Here is a 21,648-nt window from a genome sequence, read left to right as displayed (position 1 = left end):
CCCGACGCCCGATGAGCTTGCTGCCCGGCCCCCCTGACGGTCAGGTACGCTGGGGTCACGTGCGGATCACGAGAATGTGGGCGCGTCACCGTTGGTCACGGATGACGCGAACAGGCCGCAGCGGTGGATCTGCGGCGGTTTAGGCCGGGTCTAGACGCGTGCTTGGGCGCCGCGGTGACGGCCCGTGACTGCGAACGAAGCCGAACGATCGGACGGGCGAATTGGCCGGGGCCGAGCGGCGTCAAGCCCAGGTCAGGACCCGCTCGCGCAGCTTCTCGCGCTCGTCTTCGCTGAGCACCCGCGGCGTGGCCCGAGGCGCGCCAGTGGTCCCATCGAAGAACGGCGACGGCGTGTGCTCGTTGCGGAACCAACCCCCAGCCAGGACTTGGATCGAGCGCAGGATCGTCCCGAGCGGGAACTTGGCGACCGTCACGGGGGGCGCGTCGGGATCACGCTGGCGCGCCGGTCCGTTGACCCGGGCGCGGATCGGACCCAGCAACTGATCGCGCGTGGACGCGTCGACGTTGGGGCCTGCGAACGCCAGCATGAGTCCCGTGAAGGGGACCCCGGGGTTGGTCATCGTGTTGGCGACCGGCGTGTCGCAGCAGCTCGTGTACCAACGCATCAGCCCGATCGGTGACAGCCGCATGCACGCGAGCTGCTCGGCGCCTTGGGTGATCTCGATCCGCGCGGGCGGGAGCTGGACGACCTCGGTCGCGCCGTAGGCGTCGAGCAGCTCGTCGGGCCGGTCGAGAAAATGGGTGAACGCCTGGCAGTCGGCGCAGTGACACGCAAGCCGAAGCTCGCGGCCGACGAGCTTGGCCTCGCCGCGAACGTGGCCGCACGAACACGAGAGTGGGAGCTGGGCCGGCATCGAGACCAGCATACTTCCAAGGTCACTCGGGCAAGCTCACTCGGGCAAGCTCACTCGGGGATCGGCAGCTCGCGCCACACGATGCCAATGTCGTTCGGCGCGTAGGTCAGGACCGCCGCATGCTCGGCGCCCTCTACGAAGCCAGCGCTGGACCAGCCGACGCTGCCCTGCAGTTCACGGGCCGAGCTGGCCGTCGTGCTGACCTCGAGCAACGCGAGCGCGCTCAGGCTCTCGGCGTCTGGGCCGGGCACCTCGACGACAAACAGGCCCGCGCCAGGCTTACCCAGGCCACCCGACACGCCGGTCACCGCTCCGCTGATCCGCAGGTCGTCGAGCACCTTCGTCCACAGCACCGCGCCATCGCGGCCAAAGCCGACCGCGAGCGCTTGGTCATGGGCCTGCACGTGGTTGCGCTTCGCGGTGCCGAGCGCGATGAAGCCTGCCTCACCCACGTCGACGATCGCCCGCAGCATCTGGTGCTGGTCCGCGCCAGCGATGCTCAGCTTGTCCTGGGTGACGTCTTCGGAGCCCTCTTGGTCGCCGCCGTCACCGGGGATCGTTGCCCACCACGACTCGCCAAAGCCCTTGGCCCGGGTGCCGATCGTGAGCAGATCCCCGCGCGCCCCATCGAGCCGGACGAGCGCCCGCGCCTGGGTGTAGCCGTAGCTGCCAATGTACTTTTGCCAGCGCTGCGCACCTTTGGGATCGAGCGAGACCAGCCACGCTTGGGCGTCGACGTAGCCGGTCATGACCGCGAGCTCGCCCGCCGCCGCGCCGGGCAGCAGGTCGAACATCTCGGTCGAGTTGGGGGTGTCCAGCGCGACCTCCAGGCCCAGCTGCGCGCGCTCGTTGGCGACGCCGAACCATCCGCGCACGTCAAAGCCGATCCCGCTGGTGCCACACAGCAGCGCCCCGCCCTGGCCGTTGGCAACCGCGGCCCGGATCGCGCCGAGCTCGGACTTGACCGAGCTGGGCGCGTCACCGGACGCAGGGGTGAAGCCGAGCCAGCGCCAGCTGTTGGGCGGCGGACCAGGTCGGCGCTCGAAGTAGGCCTGGCCCGCGAGCAGCAGGCCGCCCCGCAGCGCGACGGCAGCCCGTGGCGCGAGCTCGTCGGTGCCTTCGGGGAACGCGAAGCTGCCCTCGCGGGCGGGCGTGATCGCGAGCGGCTCGAGCTTGGGCGCCGGCGGCAGGTCGACGGCCAAGAGGTCCTCGCGGACCACCTCGACCGGCTTGCGACGCGTCGGCGTCCACTCGGGTTGCTCGGCAGGCGTCGCGTCCTGCTGGGCCGGTGGCGCGGCCGCCTGTGGGGACGCCTGCGGGTCCTGCTGGGTGCAGGCGAGGGCGAGCAGGCAGAGCAACGAGATCGCGGTCCGACCCATGGCCGCGGACCATACAGCCGCGGTCTCCAGTGGTGAAGGTGAGCGCGGGTACGTGCGCGGAGTCAGCAAAATTTGCATAAGTGGCGGCCGAGAGGGCATTTGGAGCGCCATAGGCACACCGACTCCGTCAGCGAGCTAACATTCTTGTTGCGTTTCGTAATCGCCGGTACCCTCTATAACAATGAGCGCCCGCAAGAAGGCCCTGGACCGTGCACAAGATGACAAGCGTGTTCTGTGGCACCTGCGCAAGATCCCGCTGCTGTCCAATGTGCCGCCGGCCAAGCTGCAAGAGCTGATCAGCCAGGTCGAGCTGCGCGAGATCCCACGGCGGCAGGTGATCTACTTGCCCGGTGATCCTGGTGAGCAGGTCTACTTCATCAACGGCGGGCGAGTGAAGACCAGCAAGGTCACGCGGGACGGCAAGGAGCTGACGCTGGCCTACCGCGGCGCGGGTCAGATCTTCGGCGAGCTCGCGGTCATTGACGGCTCCCCGCGCGAGGAGATGGCCGAAGCCATGAAGAACGCGATCATCACGGAGCTGCCGGTCGACGTGTTTCGTGAGCTGTTGCTGGCCGACGCGAAGCTGTGCTTCTCGTTCTTGAGCGACGTGGGCAAGCGGCGCCGGCAGCTCGAGACCAAGCTCGAGCACCTGGTGTTCAAGGACGTGCAGGCCAAGCTGGCCGCGCTGTTGCTGGAGCTGGGCGAAGAGTACGGGCAAGAGACCGAAGATGGCCTGCAGATCGGGCTGAAGATCACCCACCAAGAGATGGCCAACTTGATCGGCTCGACGCGCGAGACCATTTCCTTGACGCTGGCGCAGTTCAAGAAGAAGGACCTGCTCAACATGAACGGGCGCACGGTCGTGCTGCTCGATCAAGACGGCCTCAAAGCGGCTACTTGAACGGGGAAGCCAGAGCCGGGTCTTCAACGAGGCGCTCGTCGCTGAGCGCGAGCAGCAGGGCGACGAGATCGGATCGCTGATCGGGGCTCAGCTCGATCGGCTGGATCTCGGGGCTCTTGTGTGGGTTGGCCCGGCCGTCGCCAATGTAGGGGCCGCTGGTGATCACGCGGCCGCCTGCTGCGAAGATGTCGATGGCACCCTCGAGGCTGATCACGCTGCCGTCATGCATGTAGGGGCCGGTGTAGACCAGGTTGCGCAGCGAGGGCACGCGAAACCTGCCCATGTCCGAGGCTTCGCCGGTCAGCTCGATCAGGCCCTGGGCAGAGTCTGGGTAGGCGCCCTCGTCCAGGTTGTACAGGCCGATGTTGTAGTAGCCGGCCTCGGCGACGACCTCGCCCGCGGCGTTGGTTGGGCTCGCGTAGTCCAGGCCGCCGTGACAGCGCACGCATCCGACCTGGTCCGAACGAAACAGCGCCCACCCCCGCTTGGCGGCGGGGGTGATCGCGTCTTCGTCACCTCGCAAGTAGCGATCCAAGGGGGCGTCAACGCTGATGAGCGTGCGCTCGAACGCGGCGATCGCCTGGGCGAGCTGGGTCAGGCTGACGTCTGTGGGCGCGTCGGGGAACGCGGCGGCGAACAGCTCGGCGTAGAGCGGATCGGCTGCGAGCAGCTCGAGCAGCTGCGCTTCGTTGCCGCCCATGCCCATCTCGATCGGATCGTCGCCGAGTAGGGGCACGAGCAGCTGTCGCTCGAGGATGTCGGGGGTGGGCGAGCGCCAGCCCAACTGGGCACGGTAGCCAACGTTCGCTAGCGCCGGGGTGTTGTGGCCGTGGAGATCGTTGTCGGTTCCGACCGCGCGATGAAACCCGTCGGTGAACGCCTTGGCCTGCTCGTGGCAAGTCCCGCAGGCGCGGTTGAGGTTCTTTGACAGGCGCAGCTCGTAGAACAGGTGGCGGCCAAGCTCGACCTTCTCTGCAGTCTGCGGGTTGTCGGCGGGGACCGGTGGGGGCTCTACGCCCGCGGGCAGCTGCCAGTCGTAGCCTGGATCTTCTGGATCGTCTGGCTCGACTGGCGCCTCGCAGGCAGCTAGCGCGAGCAAGCCGACGAGGACGACCCAGCGATTGTGACCCATGCCCGGCCTATTGTTGCTGGATGATCATCAGCGGGACCTCGCGCGGTCCTGTGGCCGAGAACTCGATCGTTGCGGGGGTCCAGTGCGGGAAGAACACGCGCTGATCCGTGATGCCGTCGTTGGGGCACGCGGCGGCGGGCTCACGCGGCTGCTCGACCTGGGAGTTGCTCTCTACGGTGATCTGATAGTCGATGTCCGCGGTGGTGAAGAACGCCTGGGTCGTCTCCCAGTCGGCGATCTGCAGCTGCACGAAGCCGGCGGCGCCTTCGGGGAGCGTGACGGTGTAGACGACCTGGCCGTCGGGGACGACGGTCGCGGTCGCGGCCTCGGCTGCGCTGGTGGCCGCGACGAGCAGCTGCGGCGTTGCGTTGGCGAGGGCGTCACAGGCTGCGTTGGCGGGATCGTCACCGTCGCCCGTGTCGCCGTCGCCGTCGCCCGTGTCGCCGTCGCCGTCGCCCGTGTCACCGTCGCCCGTGTCGCCGTCGCCGTCGCCGTCGCCCGTGTCACCGTCACCATCGCCCGTGGTGCCGTCGCCGTCGCCAGACTCGGTCGAGTCGACGGCGGCGTCACCGTTGCTATCGGCGGCGTCACCGTCGCAGCCGATGAATGCCAGGGTGACGACGGGGATCGACCAAGCGAGGGCGCGCAGACGCTGCATGTTGATAGCTTCTCAGGTCACCGACCGCCGGGCAATCGCCGGGGGCTCGGCGGCGGTGATGTCATGGTGTGAACGCACGTCCGGGGCTCGCTCGCGGCGGCTGAAAGTGGCACGATGGGTCCATGCTGCTGCCTACTCGCTACTTGTTGCTCGTCTCGCTCACGACCTTTGGCCTGCCTGCCTGCGACGGGGGCGAGGGTCACGATGAGCACGCCGAGGATGAGCACGGTGAGCATGGCGAGCATGGCGAGCATGGCGACACCGACACCGACCACGGCTCCGAGACTGGCCCCCACGAGACCGACACCGACGCCGAGGGCTGCGCCGCGGAGACCCGCGATGACGAGTTCGCGATTGGGCTGAGCAAGTCCGGCGCCATGGTCCAAGCGAGCTTCGTCTCGGCCACCCCCGCGCCGCCGATCAAGGGCGACAACACATGGGTGCTCGACGTGCAGGATCTACAGGGCCAGCCAGTCGTCGGCGCGACGATCGTTGCGATCCCAATGATGCCGGACCACGGTCACGGCACAACGATCTCGGCCGAGGTCACCGCCCTCGAGAGCCCCGGACACTACGAGATCACACCGGTCAACTTGTTCATGGCGGGCTACTGGGAGGTCAACCTCGAGCTGACCTTGGCCGGCGGCGAGCAGGACTCCCTCATGTTTGGATTTTGTGTCGAATGATCGGGTGCTGGCGCGCGAACGCAGCCGCTGGGATGCTGGTGCTGGTCGCGGCCTGCGACGGCGCCAGCGACAGCGGTGACGACAACGGTGATGATGTCGTCCCCGCGTGCATCGAGTACACGCTCGACGGCTGCGCGCAGCTGTACCCCCCAACCTACGATCAAGTCTGGGCCCAGACACTCACCAACGGCTGCGCGGAGTTTGGGACCGCCTGTCACGCCCAGAGCGACGCGGCTGGTGCCAAGAACGGGCTGACCTTCACGGACCCGCAGCAGAGCCACGACCACCTGCTGATGTCCGGTGAGCGCGGGCCGCTGGTGGTCCCTGGTGATCCGCTGTGCAGTCCCCTGTTCGTGCGTCTGGCGACAGACGACGCGTCCATCCGCATGCCGCCGGGTGGATCCAGCCTGGCCCCGGGGGCCCTGTGCAGCATCGCAACGTGGATCGCCGACGGGGCGGCGCCCTGATCATTCGCGCATGAGGCGCCGCATACTGACGAAGCCCCATTCCCACGGTTGGCTTGCGCCCGCGATTCCATGTAGAACGCGCGTCGGACTCCAACCGAAGGAACAACGATGCGAAAAATCACCACGCTTACCAGCCTCTGCCTCGCCCTCACCTTCAGCCTCGTCGCCTGCGACAAGAAGGAAGAGAAGGCCGACGACAAGAAGGCCGACGCCAAGACCGACGACAAGAAGACCGACGACAAGGCCGTCGAAGCGCCCGCCGAGGAGCCCCCCCCCGCCGAGCCCCCCGCCGCGGCCGTCGAGGTCTCGGAAGACATGAAGAACTTCATGGCGAAGTTTGACGGCACCGACCCCGCCGTCACCGCCGCGCTCAAAGAGTTTGGCGCCAACGAAGAGATCCACGACGACGACATGGGCATGTACACGCTCAAGGACCCCAAGGTCGTCGCCGCCGAGGGTGACTGCTTCACGATGGAAGCCGGCGCCGGCATGACGATCCGCACCTACAACGTGTGCTGGGCCGAGGGCAAGATCAACAAGATCGAAGACAAGGGCATGCGCTAGGCGCTCGTCCCGATCGCGCGCTGCACGTCGGCGCGCATGAAAAAGGAGGTGTCCCGGGTTGGGTCACCTCCTTTTTCGTTTGTGTCACTCACCGCAGCGTGGCCCCCACGCGCGGCACGATGACGGGCAGGCGCTGCGGTGTAGTATCGGCGCGTGTTCGTCGAGCCACGCCGACTCCCCGCAGCCGCGACCCTGCTCGGCCTGCTCGCTGGGCTTGGCTGCACACCCGAGGTCACGCCGCCCACCTACGATCTAGAGGCGCTGCGCGACCCCGAGACCTGTGCCGAGTGCCACCCCGTTCACCACCGCGAGTGGCTTGGCAGCATGCACGCCTACGCCGGCGAAGACCCGGTGTTCCGGGCGATGAACGCGAAGGCCCAGCGCGAGTCCAACGGCGAGATCGGGGACTTCTGCGTGAACTGTCATGCCCCGGTCGCGGTCGAGCTCGGGCTCACGCAAGACGGGCTCAACCTCGACACGCTCCCGCGCGAGGTCCAAGGGGTGACCTGCTGGTTTTGCCATCAAGTCGAGGCGGTCGAGGGCACGCACAACAACCCGCTGCGCCTGGCCCTGAACGCGGTGATGCGCGGCGACGTGCTCGATCCGCTCGCGCCCGAAGCCCACGATGTCGCGCAGTCGGATCTGTTCGATCGCAACCGCATGGCGTCGTCGGCGATGTGCGGGTCTTGCCACGACATCGTCACCCCCGATGGCGCCCACATCGAGCGGACCTACGCCGAGTGGCAGGCCACGTTCTACGGGGACCCCGATCCCGACGACCCCGAGCGGCCGGCGCTGTACGGCTTGACCTGCAACAACTGCCACATGAACAAGACGACCGGGGCGATCGCGGACTACCCGGGGGTCCGCGGTGATCGGTCCCGGCACTCGCACATGTTCGTTGGCGTCGACGTGGCGGTCACAGACTTCCCCGACGCCGAGCTTGGCCCCGTGCTGCGAGCCGAGCAGCTCGCGGCGATCGAAGAGCAGCGCAAGACCTCGGTGTGCGCGAGCCTGTGCGTGCGTGAAGACGGACCGGGCGCCGAGCTCACGGTCTGGCTGCACAACGAAGGTGCCGGTCACTCGTGGCCAAGCGGCGCGGGGGCAGATCGCCGGGCCTGGGTCGAGCTCATCGCCCGCGACGACGCCGAAGCGGTCCTCTACTCGTCGGGGGTCGTCACCGAAGATCAAGCGATCGCCGAGCTCGACGACCCGGATCTGTGGCTGCTGCGCGACCGCGTGTTCGACACTTCGGGCAACGAGACCCACGACTTTTGGAACGCCGCCAGCGTCGAGTCGAACCTGCTGCCGGCGCCCGAGAATTTTGGTGGGGCCGGCGACGCGGCGACCTGGCGATCGAGCAGCTACGTGGTCGACTCGATCCCGGCGCGCGTGAACATGCGCCTGCGTCTGCGGCCGATCGGCCTCGAGGTGCTCGAAGCGCTGGTCCAAAGCGGCGACCTCGACCCGGCCGTGGTCGAGCGGGCGTCGACCTTCGATGTCGCGCCGACCGTGCTCGAGTGGACGCCCGAGACCGCGACGGCGTCGACCGGCATGGTCGACTACGGCTCGTGCGTGAGCTCCTCGCCCGGCTGCGGGGCGCCGGCGCTGAAGTGACGCTGCTACAGCAGCACTTCCCAGTTGATCGACATGGCGTCGCCGGTGAATTCCGGGAACCGGGCCTGCCGGATCACCCGCGTCATGCATCCATCCACGCCCCGCGTGACGCTGGGCGCGACCGCGGCCTTGTTGACCCGGCCGTTCTTGCGAATGTCGATGGAGAAGTTCAGCTGGTCGATCGCGTCAATGTCGAGGTCCGCATCCGCGACGCACTTCCGCAAGTCCTCGACCGTGGCGTCGAGCACCTCGAGGATCTCGTTGTCTGACAGCTGCACGGGTGCTGCGTGCTCGCCTTTGCCAAACTCTGGGCTGACCCCGGCCTCGATCGCGGCCTCGATCGCGGCGTCGTCCAAGCGCGGCGCCAGCGGAATGTCAGCGATCGGCCCGGGGTGCGGACCGCCGCCCACGTCGATCGTGATCAGCACCTGCGTGGGCGGGAGCAGCCAACGATCCATGACCATGACCATTGCATCGGTCTGCGTCAGCGAGGCAATGAACGCGCCGTCGGACACGTCGTCTTCTTCGTCCTGGGCGACAAGTGGGTGCCCATCCACGACGCTGCAGGTGCTGTAGCCGGCCGAGCCGCCGCCGTAGATCCGCCGCGCCGGGTCGCCGCAGTCAATGTACCAGCGACAGTTGAGCGGGCCGGAACTGGGCTCGACCCAGACCTCGCAGCGATCGCCGAGCTCGAACCCCGCGAGCTCTTCGGGGCCGGTGATCGTGCCGGTGTAGTAGTGCAGGCCGCTGAGTGAGCCCGCGTCGATCTCTTCGACGACGAAGGGCTCGTCGTAGCTCGAATTGGACGGCTCGTAGAGCTCTGGCGTGACCGGCTGGGGGGCGGTGTCGACCCTGAAGTCGTCATCGCTGTCTCCGATCGCCGCGACGCACATCCCGAACACCATCAGCGAGCTGACAAACAGGCCAATGACCTTGCCGGGGTTCTGCGCTGGCTTGGCCTCGGCGGCCGCCTGGGCCAGCAGCTCGCGGTTGAGGGCGGCTTGGGCGAAGCCGGCGGCGCGGGTCGTCGGGGCGTGGTGAGCCGAAGGCGAGGGCGAGGACTGATGGCTTGGAAAGGTTGGCGGCGCGAAGACCTGCGCGTCGTCGTCGTCGTCGTCGTCGTCGTCGTCGTCGTCGTAGAGCTCCTCGACGGCGTTGTCGAAGTCGAGGCGCGCGACCGCTGGCGGCGCGGGCTCGACCTTGTCTTGGACCCACGCGGTCCCAACGAGATCCGTGCTGCGATCGGCCTGCTTGCTCCCTACCGTTGGCCGCCACCCGCTCTGGCCACGCATCAACGCGTCGAAGTCCGTGACCGCGTCAACGGCCGACGTGTAGCCATCGGCCCCAGCTCCGAGCATGCGGTCGATGGCCCTGCCGATCGCACCCGAGAGCCGCTCACGCACCCGCATGCGCTGCTGGGCGATGCCTTGGTCGGCGATCCACTCGCCCGTTGCTGCGTAGTAGAGCGCGCGGCCAAGTTGATGCAGATCCGTGTTGCGATGCGGGCCCTCGTCTGACTGTGTGTCGTCGACAAAGGCATCGGCGAGCTTGCGCGGTCCATCGGACACTTGCTGGCTCCACTCGAACCCAAACAACACCGCTTGGTCGCGGGCAACGAAGCCGATCTTGCCAGGGTGGACGTGACCGTGCACGAGCGCTGGCATGGAGCGGTGCGCCTTGCTCAAGCCCGTGAGCAGATCCCGACCCACGCTGAACATCAGGGATTCGTCGAGCGGCCCATTCTTGCCAACGACAGCCTCGAGGGTGCCGTGACCGAGCCAGTCCATGACCACGTAGGGGCGACGATCCCCGCGGGTCCCGACCGCGCGCAGCTTGACCAGGCCCCGGCCACCGAGCTCCGCGAACAAGCGGTTGCCCTCGATGAAGCGATCGACGGCGACCTTGTCTTCGGGATCTTCGACGAAGATCACGGCGACCTTGTCGCCGAATCCGTCGTCGACCGCCTCGTACAACAGCCCGCCCGAGATCGCGCCGCGCTGCGCGACCAGCCGATAGCGATACGCGATCAGCAGCTGGCCGTCGCAGCTCGAACACAGATCACGCTGGGCCTCGTCGGCCTCGGCGTCCACCTCTAGACCACAATACGGACACGGGAAAGCCGCCATGGCCCGCACCATACCAGGCGTTGGTCGTTGCGAGCGCTTGCCGTGTGAGCCGCCCGCAGTACCATGCCGGCGTGCGCATCCTGAGCTTCAGCGGTTCCCCAGCCGAGATCGGCGAGGCCTTTGGCCGCCAGTGCCGGGCCGAGATCCCCCTGCTGTACGCCGCCCGGCTACGCAACGCCATCGGCCAGGCCAAGCTCCACGGCGGCCGCGACGTGGGCGAGGAAGCGGTCCTGAAGGTCGCGCGCGCGTGCGTCGAGCCCACCCGGGCCTACCACCCGGACGGGTTCGCCGAGCTCGAGGGCATCGCCCGCGGGGCCGAGCTGCCGCTCGAGAAGATCCTCGCCATGAACGGGCTGACGGATCTGCGCGACATCCTGGCCTGGGGCGGCGAGCTCGAGTCGCTGGGCGGCTGCTCGGCGTTCATGCTGGGTGGCAACGTCACCCGCACGGGCAAGCTGCTGTGCGGTCAGACCTGGGACCTGGCGACCGACAACATGCCGCACGTGATCGCGGTGCATCGTCGGCCAAGCCACAGCCCGCAGACCTGGACGCTGACGACCGACGGCTGCCTGTCGCTGATCGGCCTCAACGAGGCGGGGATCGCGATCGGGACCACCAACATTCGCACCACCGACGCGCGGCCAGGCGTCACGTATCTGAGCATGATCCACAAGGCGCTGGCGGCCTCGAGCTTGGAGGACGCCGCGCTCGCGATCAGCTCGGCGCCGCGGGCTGGGGCGCACTTTTACTTTTTGGCCGACGCCAGCGGGCGGGGCCTCGCGCTCGAGTGCACGCCCGACCACGTCGACGCGACGCCGGTCGAGGCCGGGGTCTACGTGCACACCAACCATTGCCTGGTCCCCGCCAATCAGGCGATCGAGAGCGACACCCCGTCGAGCTCCTCGCACGCCCGCCAAGTCCGGCTCGAGGCGCTGATCGAAGCGGACCGGGGCCGCGCGGATCTCGACAGCGCCAAGCGCTGGCTGGCCGACCGCGAGAGCGACGAGCTTGGCATCTGCCGGCTCGGCTTCAACGGGATCAGCAGCAACGGCGCGGTGATCATGGAGCCGCAGTCGGGCACGATCCACGTGTGCCATGGCCCGGCTCACGAGGCCGCGTGGTTCGACCTGCGCGCCGCGGTCTGAGCGGCTCGTCGAGCCAGTCCAGCCAAAGGTCAGCTTCGGCTTTTGTCCGTGCTATGCAGCGGCCATGCTTGGCGCGCAGGCGGATCCCAAGGACGTCACGCTGCCCCCCGCGGGGGAGCGGGAGTGGCTGATCGGCCAGACCGCCAAGCTGCTCGCCGTGCCTGGCCACGTCAGCGCGTACCTGCGCGCGCCCTTGCTCGAGCCAACCCCCGCGTACTTCCCCGATCGCTGGGGCGGCGGCGAGGCCAGCGTGCGCCGACTGCTGCTGCGGCTGCTCCGCTACGCGGGCCACGCCGAGCACGACGTCGCGGTCGTGATCCACGAAGAAGACCCGGCGCGCCGCGGCGAAGTATTGGCCAAGCCCGCGCCGATGCGAGGCAAGGATCCAGTCGCATGGTTCGTGCGCCGCGACGGCGACGTGCTGCGCTTCGCCTGCGAGCTCAGCATCCTGCGCGAGCCCGAGAACCTGGTCCCGGCGCTGGCCCGCGCGGTCGCCCATGCCCACCGGGTGCTCGCGGGTCTCGAGCACCCCGACAACCAGCGCCTGATCGACGTGACCGGCGTGCTGTTGGGGTTTGGCCTGCTGACCACCGACGCCTGTCAGCGCTTCTACGCCAGGAACGACGGGGGCTTTCGCGCGACCCGGGCGGAGTTTCGGCTCGGCGCGCTGTCGGTTCAGGACATGAGCTTCTTGCTGGCGATGCAGCTCGAGGCCCGGGGCGTGGATCGTCGCACGCGTCGGCGCTTGCTCGCCAAGCAGCAGCCCAACCAAGCGGGGTTCGTGCGCGAGGCCCAGGCCTGGCTCGCGCAGCTGCAGCCGGGGCTGCGCGGGCGCCTGGGTCTGCCGCTGCCAACGCAGTGGCCGGCGCCGCCGGACCTGCGGGCGCTGACCGGGCCGCTTGGGGATCCGCGTCGCAAGGTTAGGCCCGAGCAGCTGATCGCGGGCTCGGGGGTGTTTGCCGGCGAGGAGCTCGACGACGGCGACGGCGACGGCGACGGCGACGGCGACGACGACGACGAGCCCCGCCGCGACATCGATCTGGGCATCCGCGGGGCGAATCGTGGCAAGCCGGTGTTTCGGATCGAACGTAGCGGGGCGCTGCGGATGGCGAAGCTGCTGGGGTTCCCGGTGTTGCTCGTTGGCGGTCTGCTCAGCCGCGGGAACTTTGGCGTCGACGTGCCCATGCAGATCGTCGCACCCGTGGCTGTTTGCTTGGCGGTGCTGGGCCTCGGTGTGGGGAGCCTGTTTACGGATCGCCGCTGCTCGGAGCCGAAGTGCGGGGCCAAGCTGAGCGAGACCGACGAGGTCTGCCCGCTTTGTGGCGGGGTTGTGATGGAGGTGATCCATCATCCGAGGGAGCGGCTCGGCGCCGAGGAGGAGCTGGCGCGTGAAGGGAGGATCACCGCTGAGGGGTTGGTGGCTGGGTGGGAGGAGGAGGAGGACGAGGACGAGGACGAGGACGAGGACGAGGAGGAGGACGACGACGACCCTGACGACGACGTCTAGGGCTCCGGTCCAAACCGGGCTCCGGGTCCAAACCGGGCTCCGAGTCGTCGATTTGATCCTTGGATCAACACTATCCAGGGTCCAGATCAACAGTCCAAACCGGGCTCCGAGTCGTCGATTTGGTCCTAACCGCGGTCCAAACCGGGCTCCGAGTCGTCGATTTGGTCCTTGGATCAACACGGTCCAAACCGAACGTCCAAACCGGGCTCCAGTCCAAACCGGGCTCCGAGTCGTCGATTTGGTCCTTGGATCAGCACGTCTCGCGACAAGTCGAGCAGAAACTCTGCAACACCGCCGTCGCCGGGCCGATGACCTCCGCGTGGCCACTTCCGCGCAGAAGCAAGCCAGCGCCGCCCGTCGGGAGACCAACCGGGCCCGGGGCAACGCTCGTGGCTACGAGCGCGTCCGGGCCCGCCCGATTTACCCCGGCCGCCGATACAAGATCAACCGCCGCTGCATCAGCCAGTTGCTGCTCCTCGCTCCCGGGGCCGATGCGGCGGAGCTCGCCAACTTCATCGGCTATTGCCTCGGTGACTCGGCCGCCAAGACGGGAGTTCAAGTTCACGCCAGCTTGTGGATGTCCAACCACCATCACACGGACGTGACGGATCCCGACGCCAACATCGCGCCCTTCAAACAGCAGCTGCACAGCCTGGTCGCTCGTGGTCGCAATTCCCAGTTGGGCCGAAACGACAGCCTTTGGAGCGGGGACAGGGCCTGTGACACCCGTCGGCCGACTGACGACGAATCGTTGATGGACCTGGTCTATACGCTGACCAACCCGGTCAAGGCGGGGCTCGTGAAGTGGTCGCGGCAGTGGCCGGGGTTCACCACGATGGGGTGGCGCTTTGGCGAGACCCGGACCTTCAAGCGGCCCAGTTGGTTCTTTGATGCGAGCGGGACGATGCCCGAGGAAGTGTCGCTGACCTTGGTGCGACCGGCGATCTTTCTCGAGCTCGATGACGACGAGCTGTATGCAAAGCTGATGGCGGCGGTTCGGGAGCGGGAGCGGGAGATCCATCGAGACATGCGTCGACGGGGGCGACGTTTCATGGGGCTGCAAAAGCTCGCCAAGCAGCGCTGGAATAGTGCGCCACAGACTGTAGCGGAGCGGTTTACGGTTGCGCCCAAGCACGCGGGGGACAGCAAGAGGGCGGTCTTGGCTGAGATCGAGCGTGACCGTGAGTGGGAGCGGCAGTACGCGGCTGCCCGGGCGTTGTTGCTCGCGGGCGAGCCGGCGGTGTTTCCTGCGGGCACGTATTGGCTGCGGCGGTTTGCGGGCGTCGAAGTGGCTGCGCGGGCGCCTTAGCGGATGGTCGATAGAGTGACGGCGGGGTCGCGCGAGCCATCCCGTCGATGTGTATTGGTTCGGCGGGGCTGAGCTCGAGGTTGAGGGCGACTCGGGTCGATTCTTGGGCTTCGCAGGGCGGAATTAGGAGCGAAGTTGTGACTCGGACGGGGAGGCGGAGCCGGACTCGGGCCTCGGCCTTCTGGCCGCCAGGGAAGACTCCGAGTCAGGATCTCCAGTCATGTGTATTGGTTCGGCGGGGCTGAGCTCGAGGTTGAGGGCGACTCGGGTCGATTCTTGGGCTTCGCAGGGCGGAATTAGGAGCGAAGTTGTGACTCGGACGGGGAGGCGGAGCCGGACTCGGGCCTCGGCCTTCTGGCCGCCAGGGAAGACTCCGAGTCAGGATCTCCTTAGTCAGGATCTCCGGATCTCCAGGGAAGACTCCGAGTCAGGATCTCCTGCTGAGGAGTCAGGATCTCCCGGATCTTTTGCTGATGGTTAGGGAGGACTCCGAGTCAGGATCCCCCTCGAGTCAGGATCTCCAGGATCCCCCAGTGCGGGCCCGATCTCCTCAATCCAACACAAACCGCGCAAGCTCAGCCACAAACGCCTCCACCGAAGGCTCAGGCCCCCCCCCCATGTTCAAGTGACTCCCCTCCCCCGTCCACTCCCCCAGCACCGTATGCGGCGCCGGCCGATGGCTAGAGTGCTCCAGCGTAAAGTACCGCGCCCGCCCATCGTCCTCCCCCTCAGCCTGCTCCGCCCCCCCCAAGCTAGGCCGCCCAAGGATCGCCAGCATATACGCCTCCGTCGTAGCGATCGGCTCCGGCATCTCCAGGATCATGCACGGGTACCCACCAAGCCGAAGCTTGTGCAAGGTCAGCTGGTCCGCCCGGATCTCGCCGCCCTCCCCTCGGCCCCGACACGCGCGAACGACCTGCAGCGCGATGTCATCCAGCAGCGGCCCAGGATCGTCGAGCTCCCACAGCGCGGTAGCGAGCCGCGGCTCCTGAAACACGAGGGTCCGCAGCGCGACGTGGACGAACTGGTAGTGCACGCAGCGGGGCTCCGGCTCGGACATCCGCGGCAGTGTTGCACGCTTGGGCCCCAACACGAGGGCGCGCACGCTAATTCCGGGGCCTCAAAGGCCGCACGGATCCTCACCCCGGCCGCGCGGGGGCGGCGATCTCGGATCTGAGCCCCATCTCGCGCGATCGCTGGGCTTCCCCGCGCCGATTTTGTCGGCGCGACTGCTCGGTACACACTCTCATCCCCGTGGAACCTGGTCGCACCCTCTGTCACCGCTACGTGCTCGAGCGCGAGCTTCGTCGGGGGGAGCTTGGTGTGGTGTTTGCGGGACGCGACCAGCTGCTCGAGCGCGAGGTCGCGATCAAGCTGATCACCACCGCGCACGGCGACGAAGCCCTCGAGCTCGGGCTGCGCCGCGAGGCCAAGCTCGCCGCGAGCTTCGAGCACCCGGGCCTGGTCCCGGTGTTCGACTTTGGCCGTGACCTCGAGCTGCTGTTCATCGTCATGCCCATGCTGCATGGCCGCACGCTCGCCGAGCTCCTGACCAACGGGCCGCTGCCGATCCCCCTGGCCGCAGAGATCGGCCGGCAGACCGCGCTGGCGCTGGCCCACTGCCACACCCGCGAGCTGGTCCACCGCGATGTCACGCCGGGCAACTCGATGTTGACCTCGAGCGGAGCGCAGCTGCAGGTCACGCTCCTGAACTTTGGACTGTCCAGCCTCGCGGAGCTCAGGAGCAAGCGGCGCCGCGACCCTTCGCTGCCGCCAGCGCAGAGCGCAACACCCTACGTCTCGCCCGAGCAAGCGCGCGGCGAGCCCCCCAGCCCTCGCTCGGATCTGTATGCGCTGGGTGCCGTGCTCTACGAGTGCGTGGTGGGCCGACCGCCGTTTACTGGCGAGCAAGCCGCGATCCTCGAGGCGATCGCAAGCACCACGCCGGTCCGCCCGGGGTCGCTGCGCGCGGGCACCCCGAGTGAGCTCGAGACGCTGATCATGTCGATGCTGGCCAAGCAGCCGGCCCGCCGCCCAACCAACGCCCGCGAGGTCGTCGAGCTCCTCGAGCCATACGCAGAAGGCACCGCCGCGGCGGCGCTGCTTGGGGCGCCAACGCTGATCTCGACGGGGCTTGGCACGGGGCCGCTCTCGCTCGAGGCTGAAGACACCCGGGCCGCGCTGCTCCACGACGCAGTGGGACGCGACGAGGTCCTGCGCTCGATCGACTCGCGCTTGATCGCCGCGCGGGTCGGCGCGCTACAACTCGTGCTGCTCGCGGGCGAGGCCGGGATCGGCAAGACAAGCGTGCTCGACGAGCTCGCCGACGCGTGTCAGCAACGCGAGATCGAGCTGCTGCGCACCAGCGCGACCGCCAACGAGACGGGCGGGTGGCTCGGCCCGTTTGGTGAGCTGCTGACCGCGGGCCTGGCCCAGCGCCCAGAGGCCGTCGAGCTGCTCGCCGATGACGCGACCAAGCTGGTCGCGTTGTTTCCCAGCCTCGCTAGCACCCGGCTCGGCCGACTCGCCAACAAACCCAAGCGCGAGTCTTCGTGGGCGGGTCTCGAGCCCGTCGAGGTCAGCGCCCGCCTGGCACGCACGAGCACGCACCGCGACGTCGCCGGACGCGAGACCAGCCCGAGCAAGTCCCAGCGCGAGCGGACCGAGAGCCTGCTGATCCGCGCGTTCGAGGCGTTGGTCAACGATGGCCGAACGCTGACCTTGGCGATCGACGACGCGCACCTGAGCGGCCAGACCGTGGAGCTCGTGGATCTGTTGTTTCGACGGCTGCCCCGCGCGCCGCTGGTGTTCGTGATCGCCTACGAGCAGGGCGAGATGCCGGTTCAGCACCCGCTCGCGCGGCTTGGCGTGCGGGTTGCTCAGCATCCACGCGCGCTGTCGTTGGTGCTCGAGCCCCTCGACCCCGACGTCTACGAGTCGCTCATGGTCCAGCTGCTCGGCGGCGGCCAGCCCGAGCCGGGGCTCGCAGATTGGCTATACCGAGAGAGCGGCGGTCGACCTCTGTTCGCGCGCGAGCTGGTCCGCGCGGCCGTCGACGCTGGGCTGTTGGTTCAGCGCGACAAGATCTGGCGACTCGAGGCCGCGTGCTGGCCGATCCCCCGCAACCTCCGCGCGGCGATCAGCAATCGCCTGCTGCGGCTCCCATCGAGCCTGCTCGCCGCCCTGCGCACGGGCTCGGTGCTCGCGGTCCACGGCGGCGAGTTCGACTTCGACGAGGTCGTGGAGCTGGTCGGCAGCGGCGTCGACGAGCTCGACTACCTGCTCAATCGGGCGATCCAGCGCGGCCTGGTGACCGAGCGGCGCGGTGGAGATCGCGTGACGCTGTCGTTCACCAGCGAGCTGCTGCGCCGGATCATCCACGCCGAGCTCGCGCCGATCGTGCGTCGCAAGCTGCACCTGCACTGCGCGACCCGCCTGCGCGTGTTTGCTCGGCACACGCCCGGACACGTCGCTCGCCTGACCCACCTGATCGAGGCCGACGCGATCGCCGAGGCCCGACCGCTCGTGGTCGAGCGCGTCCAGCGGGCGCTCGACGAGGGTCGCCCGCTCCTGGCGTTGCCGCAGCTGCTGAGCCTGCTCGACCGCGCCGACCCGCTGCCCACCTTCGAGCGCGCCGAGCTGTCGCTGCTGCTCGCCGAGCTCGAGCTCGCCCGCGCTGAGACCCACAGGGCCCTGGCCGCGCTCGCGCGCCTGGCCGCGCTGCTCGACCAGGCCGACGAGCCTCGCCTGGCCCGTCTCGGAGAGCGCGGCGCCGAGCTGGCCAAGCAGCTCGATCACCGCAGCCTCGCGGACCGCCTGCTCGGGTTGCGCCCTCGAGATCGACGCGCGTCCGAACGCCAACGTCGCGCGCGGGCCGAGCTCGCCGCGCTGCGTCCCGCCACCAGCTCGCGATCGATGCACATCGGCGATCTGCTGCTCATGCACGGCGAGTACACGGCCGCGCGCGAGGCCTACGACAGCGCCCGCCGACGCGCCGCGAGTGACAACGATCCCAACGAGCAAGCTCGCCAGCTGCAAAAGCTTGCCCGGGTGGCCAGCAAGCTGGGCCACTACGAGAGCGCGATCGGCTACTGCCGCGAGGGCCTCGAGCTGCTCGCTGGCAAGCGCTCGCTCGAGCGCATTGGGCTGTGGGCCCTGGCCGCGTACTCGCACGGGACCGCCGGTCACTACGACCGCGTCGAGGCCGAGCTGCAAGCCGGCATGGCCGAGCTCGCGACCTACCCCGCGCAGCGCAGCCCCGACCGCGATCGGGTAACGGCCGAGCTCGAGCGCAGTCGGGGCAATTGGCTGTTGGCCGACGGGCAAGCCGCGCTCGCGATCGAGGCCTACGAGAGCTGCCTGGCGATGAACCCCGCCAATGATCGCTGGAGCGTCTCGATCGCGCGCTTCAACCTTGGTCGGGCCTGTGCGCTGGCCGGCCACGCGAGCCGGGCGTTGCGAGAGCTCGAGCGCGCCGCGGCGGACAAGCGGGCGATCGGTGATCGTCGCGGGCTTGCCTATGCCCAGGCCGCCCGCGTTGGCGTGCTGCGCGATCTTGGTCAGATCGAAGACGCGGGCGAGACCCTGGTCGAAGCGCGGGAGCTCGCCGACGAGATTGAAGAGCCCCGCCTGTTCGCGCTGGTCCACACCGAGCTGGGTCGCTACGCCTTGTTGTCGGGCCAGCTCGACGTGGCCGCACAGGAAGCCCGCCGCGCCAGGGACATGGCCCGCAGCAGCGGCGTCGCGGCCGAGCTCAGCGCGGCCTACGAGCTGTTGGCGTCTGTCGAGTTCGCGCGCGACGAGCTCAACGAAGCCCAGCGCTACGCCGCCATGGCCGTGGAGGTGGCCGAGCGACACGGGCTCGAGAGCGTGCTGATCACCGCGTTGTTGGTCTACGCCCAAGCCAGCCCAGCGGAGCAAAAGCCCGCGCTGCTCGACCGCGCGCGCGCGGCCAGTCAGGGCTTCGCAAACCCCTATCGCGAGCTAGATGTCTCGCTGACGAGCCTGCGACTTGGGCTTGGCGATCCCCACCACGCCGGCGATGACTATGTCGCGCTGGAACAGCTCTCCGAGGCCGCCGAGAAGCTGTCTGCGCGACGGCACGTCGGCCTGTGCTTGCTCGCCCAGGCCAAGGTGCTCGCGCCCCACGACCTCCGCGGCGCGCTCGATCACGCGCGGCTCGGCGAGGCGCAGCTGCGCGTGCTCGGGGCGAAGCTCGAAGCGGATCGTGCGGGCGAGCTGATCGCTCGCTTGACCCTGCGCTGAGTCGGTCTGGGCCGCGCCGGTGGGCCGCACGTCGCTCGACTCGAGGGCTCACTCGCGCCGGCGCAGCCAGTAGAACCCGAGCTCGAGCTCCGACCGCCGATCCGCCCCCAACCGCTGGCTGATCGCCTCGTGCTGTTCGCCACGCACCACGAATTCATGCACGCCCTCGAGCGTCCACTCGTCGCGCAGGCGCAGCAGCGGCGGGCGCTCGAGGCCGTCATCGACCGCGCCCGCCTCGATCTCGTGGGGCTGAAAGCTGCGCAGGCTCGACCCCATGTAGAACAACACCCGGGCACCCGGCGCGGGCGGGTGTTCGGCCAGGCGATCGAGCTCGATGATCTGCGCGGGCTCGAGCCCACGCTCGCGCATCGCGTAGGCGTAAAAGCCCGCGGGGAACACGACCTCGAGCCGGTCCCACTGGGTCGGCGCGTCGGTCGTGGGCTCGAGCATCCGCGGCGGGATCACCAGGACATCGTGCGCGGGCAGCTCGGCGAACGTGGCCTCGAGCGCGAGCAACTCTCGCTCGAGCACCCGCTCGCCGGTCGCCATGCGCCAGCCCTCGCGCGCGCGCGGACCCAGCAGCGCAGCCAGCAACACGAGCGCGACCGGCAGCACCTTCGACCACCGCAGCCCCGCCGGCAGCCGCTCCCCCACCAGTGCGCGCAGCGGCGCCCGAGCTTCGAGCGCGCCCACGATCCACGCGACCCCGAGCCCTGTCCACAGCGCGGTCCAGCACAGCTCCCAGTGGTGGTTGATGAACCCAACCGGGTAGCCGCTGCCGATCACCTCACCGGCCGCGAGCCCCAAGAACGCGGCCGGAATCAGCCACGCGTAGACCAGCGGCGCCAGCGTGCGCAGGGCGTGCAGTCGCGGGCCCTTCGCCTGGCCGGGCCACATCCACGCGAGGCCGAGCAGCAACGCGGGCGTCCACACGCGCGTGGAGATCCGACCGTCGAGCAGCAGCGGGTTGAAGCGACGCCACATCTCGGCCAGCGTGATCGAGTCGTCGAGCCCCGACTCGCCAAACGCCCGCGCGTAGCCAGCGACATAGTCCGGCGTCGCGACCAGCGCGAACACCCCGAGCGCCGGCAGGCCGATCACCACCGCCCGGATCCCCGCTGCCCGCCACGGCTGCCCGGCCGGCTCGCCCGACCACGCGGGCGACCAACAGCAGGGCGCCGCGAGCAGACACGCGCCGAGGGTCAGCAACACGAAGTTGCCACCGCAGGCGATCGCCAAGCACCCGGCCGCCACGACCCACGCAAGCCCGCCAGCGGCTCGAGTTGAACGATCCGAGCTCGCTACCGCCCCGCTCGCCCACAGCCCCGCGACCGCCCCGGCCAAGCACCACGCCAGCGCCCAAGGCCAGAACGTCGCCGCGCCCGCGAGCCTCCACGCGACCGGGTGACACGCCAGCACCGCCACCGCCGACAGCCCCGCGACCGCGCCCAGCTCGGGTCGCCCAAGCGCGCGCATCAGCGTTCGGCCCAGCGCCCACAGCAGCACCAACACGAGCACCGAGCAGGCCAAGCTGACGCCGCTGAGCGCAGCTGCGCGATAGGGCACCCGCGACAACAGCGATCCGTAGACCTGCAGGGTGGTCAGGTTCCACGCGCTGGCGGGGTCTTCCAGGCAGTGATCATCGATCGCGCAGTCGGAGCGGGCGATGAAGCTGTTGTGTTCGTGCAGCGGCAGCACCGAGGTCATCGTCAGCGTCGCGCCGACGAACCCGAGCAGCAGCAGCGCCAAGCCAAGCAGCTCGGGCCAGCGGATCGCCGCAGGCGTGCGCCGATTCGCCCGCGCTCCAAACCAAGCCAAGCCAAGCCCCAGCAGCGCGACGATGAGCGCCACGCCGCGATCGACCCAGGCCAGCGAGCGACCCGGCGTCGTGGCTGGGCTCGCGCTCGATCGACTCGGTCCGGCGTCTGGTTCGTCGAGCTGCCACACCAAGTCGGCGACGGGGGCTCGCGCGCTGGCGAGGCGACCGCCCGCGAGCGAAGCCACGCCGGGCGTGTCGT

Annotated in this window: 15 protein-coding genes and 1 pseudogene; 9 read left to right on the top strand and 7 right to left on the bottom strand. The window is 68.9% G+C overall.

Annotation, left to right across the window (positions count from 1 at the left end):
• Positions 1-241 precede the first annotated feature (241 nt).
• Positions 242-874 (bottom strand): DUF6151 family protein, encoded by a 633-nt coding sequence (locus DB30_RS33165; RefSeq protein WP_146661710.1) that lies wholly within the window; start codon positions 872-874, stop codon positions 242-244.
• Between the two features lie 50 nt (positions 875-924).
• Entirely contained in the window at positions 925-2,253 is a 1,329-nt protein-coding gene (locus tag DB30_RS33160) for a hypothetical protein (protein WP_052556666.1), read from the bottom strand.
• 181 nt (positions 2,254-2,434) lie between these two features.
• Between DB30_RS33160 and DB30_RS33155 the strand changes: the two genes are divergently transcribed.
• Positions 2,435-3,154, top strand: a complete 720-nt coding sequence (locus tag DB30_RS33155; RefSeq protein ID WP_240480390.1) for a Crp/Fnr family transcriptional regulator — start codon at positions 2,435-2,437, stop codon at positions 3,152-3,154.
• Here the strand turns inward: DB30_RS33155 and DB30_RS33150 are convergent.
• A complete protein-coding gene (locus DB30_RS33150; protein ID WP_052556663.1) occupies positions 3,147-4,286 on the bottom strand; it encodes a methanobactin export MATE transporter MbnM in 1,140 nt (379 codons plus the stop codon). The genes DB30_RS33155 and DB30_RS33150 overlap by 8 nt on opposite strands.
• A 7-nt stretch (positions 4,287-4,293) precedes the next feature.
• On the bottom strand, positions 4,294-4,944 hold the full coding sequence (locus tag DB30_RS33145; RefSeq protein WP_052556661.1) for a hypothetical protein: 651 nt from the start codon (positions 4,942-4,944) through the stop codon (positions 4,294-4,296).
• 122 nt (positions 4,945-5,066) lie between these two features.
• Between DB30_RS33145 and DB30_RS33140 the strand changes: the two genes are divergently transcribed.
• The 4 genes from DB30_RS33140 (at position 5,067) to DB30_RS33125 (ending at position 8,278) form a co-directional block, all read left to right on the top strand.
• Complete coding sequence (locus tag DB30_RS33140; protein ID WP_052556658.1) at positions 5,067-5,630, top strand: FixH family protein; 564 nt, start codon at positions 5,067-5,069, stop codon at positions 5,628-5,630.
• On the top strand, positions 5,627-6,097 hold the full coding sequence (locus tag DB30_RS33135; RefSeq protein WP_052556656.1) for a c-type cytochrome domain-containing protein: 471 nt from the start codon (positions 5,627-5,629) through the stop codon (positions 6,095-6,097). Before DB30_RS33140 ends, DB30_RS33135 begins: the two co-directional genes overlap by 4 nt.
• A gap of 108 nt (positions 6,098-6,205) precedes the next feature.
• Positions 6,206-6,661, top strand: coding sequence for a hypothetical protein (locus DB30_RS33130; RefSeq protein WP_052556654.1), 456 nt, complete (start codon positions 6,206-6,208; stop codon positions 6,659-6,661).
• A 153-nt stretch (positions 6,662-6,814) separates the two neighbouring features.
• On the top strand, positions 6,815-8,278 hold the full coding sequence (locus DB30_RS33125; RefSeq protein WP_052556652.1) for a multiheme c-type cytochrome: 1,464 nt from the start codon (positions 6,815-6,817) through the stop codon (positions 8,276-8,278).
• Positions 8,279-8,283: 5 nt separating this feature from the next.
• On the opposite strand, the gene DB30_RS33120 is transcribed toward DB30_RS33125, so the two are convergent.
• Positions 8,284-10,404, bottom strand: coding sequence for a hypothetical protein (locus DB30_RS33120; RefSeq protein WP_153258439.1), 2,121 nt, complete (start codon positions 10,402-10,404; stop codon positions 8,284-8,286).
• A gap of 71 nt (positions 10,405-10,475) precedes the next feature.
• Between DB30_RS33120 and DB30_RS33115 the strand changes: the two genes are divergently transcribed.
• From DB30_RS33115 to DB30_RS33105, 3 genes are all read left to right on the top strand, one after another.
• Positions 10,476-11,549: a C45 family autoproteolytic acyltransferase/hydrolase gene (locus DB30_RS33115; protein WP_052556648.1), complete on the top strand. Its 1,074-nt coding sequence runs from the start codon at positions 10,476-10,478 to the stop codon at positions 11,547-11,549.
• A 64-nt stretch (positions 11,550-11,613) separates the two neighbouring features.
• The gene (locus tag DB30_RS33110) at positions 11,614-13,056 is read left to right on the top strand and encodes a zinc ribbon domain-containing protein (RefSeq protein WP_146661708.1); all 1,443 of its coding nucleotides are present in this window, start codon (positions 11,614-11,616) and stop codon (positions 13,054-13,056) included.
• A 319-nt stretch (positions 13,057-13,375) separates the two neighbouring features.
• Positions 13,376-14,365, top strand: a complete 990-nt coding sequence (locus DB30_RS33105; RefSeq protein ID WP_052556643.1) for a hypothetical protein — start codon at positions 13,376-13,378, stop codon at positions 14,363-14,365.
• A 550-nt stretch (positions 14,366-14,915) separates the two neighbouring features.
• Here DB30_RS33105 and DB30_RS33100 read toward each other — a convergent pair.
• Positions 14,916-15,425, bottom strand: coding sequence for a hypothetical protein (locus DB30_RS33100; protein WP_052556642.1), 510 nt, complete (start codon positions 15,423-15,425; stop codon positions 14,916-14,918).
• A 194-nt stretch (positions 15,426-15,619) separates the two neighbouring features.
• Here DB30_RS33100 and DB30_RS33095 point away from each other — a divergent pair, with 194 nt between their 5' ends.
• The gene (locus DB30_RS33095; RefSeq protein ID WP_146661706.1) at positions 15,620-19,630 is read left to right on the top strand and encodes a serine/threonine-protein kinase; all 4,011 of its coding nucleotides are present in this window, start codon (positions 15,620-15,622) and stop codon (positions 19,628-19,630) included.
• 48 nt (positions 19,631-19,678) lie between these two features.
• On the opposite strand, the pseudogene DB30_RS33090 reads toward DB30_RS33095, so the two are convergent.
• Positions 19,679-21,648: pseudogene (locus DB30_RS33090) on the bottom strand (hypothetical protein); the annotation flags it as partial.

It is taken from the genome of Enhygromyxa salina, assembly GCF_000737335.2.
GTDB classification, from domain to species: domain Bacteria; phylum Myxococcota_A; class Polyangia; order Nannocystales; family Nannocystaceae; genus Plesiocystis; species Plesiocystis salina_C.
The sequence above is the reverse complement of the archived record's forward strand: the minus strand, read 5'-3'. Positions and strand labels throughout refer to the sequence as shown.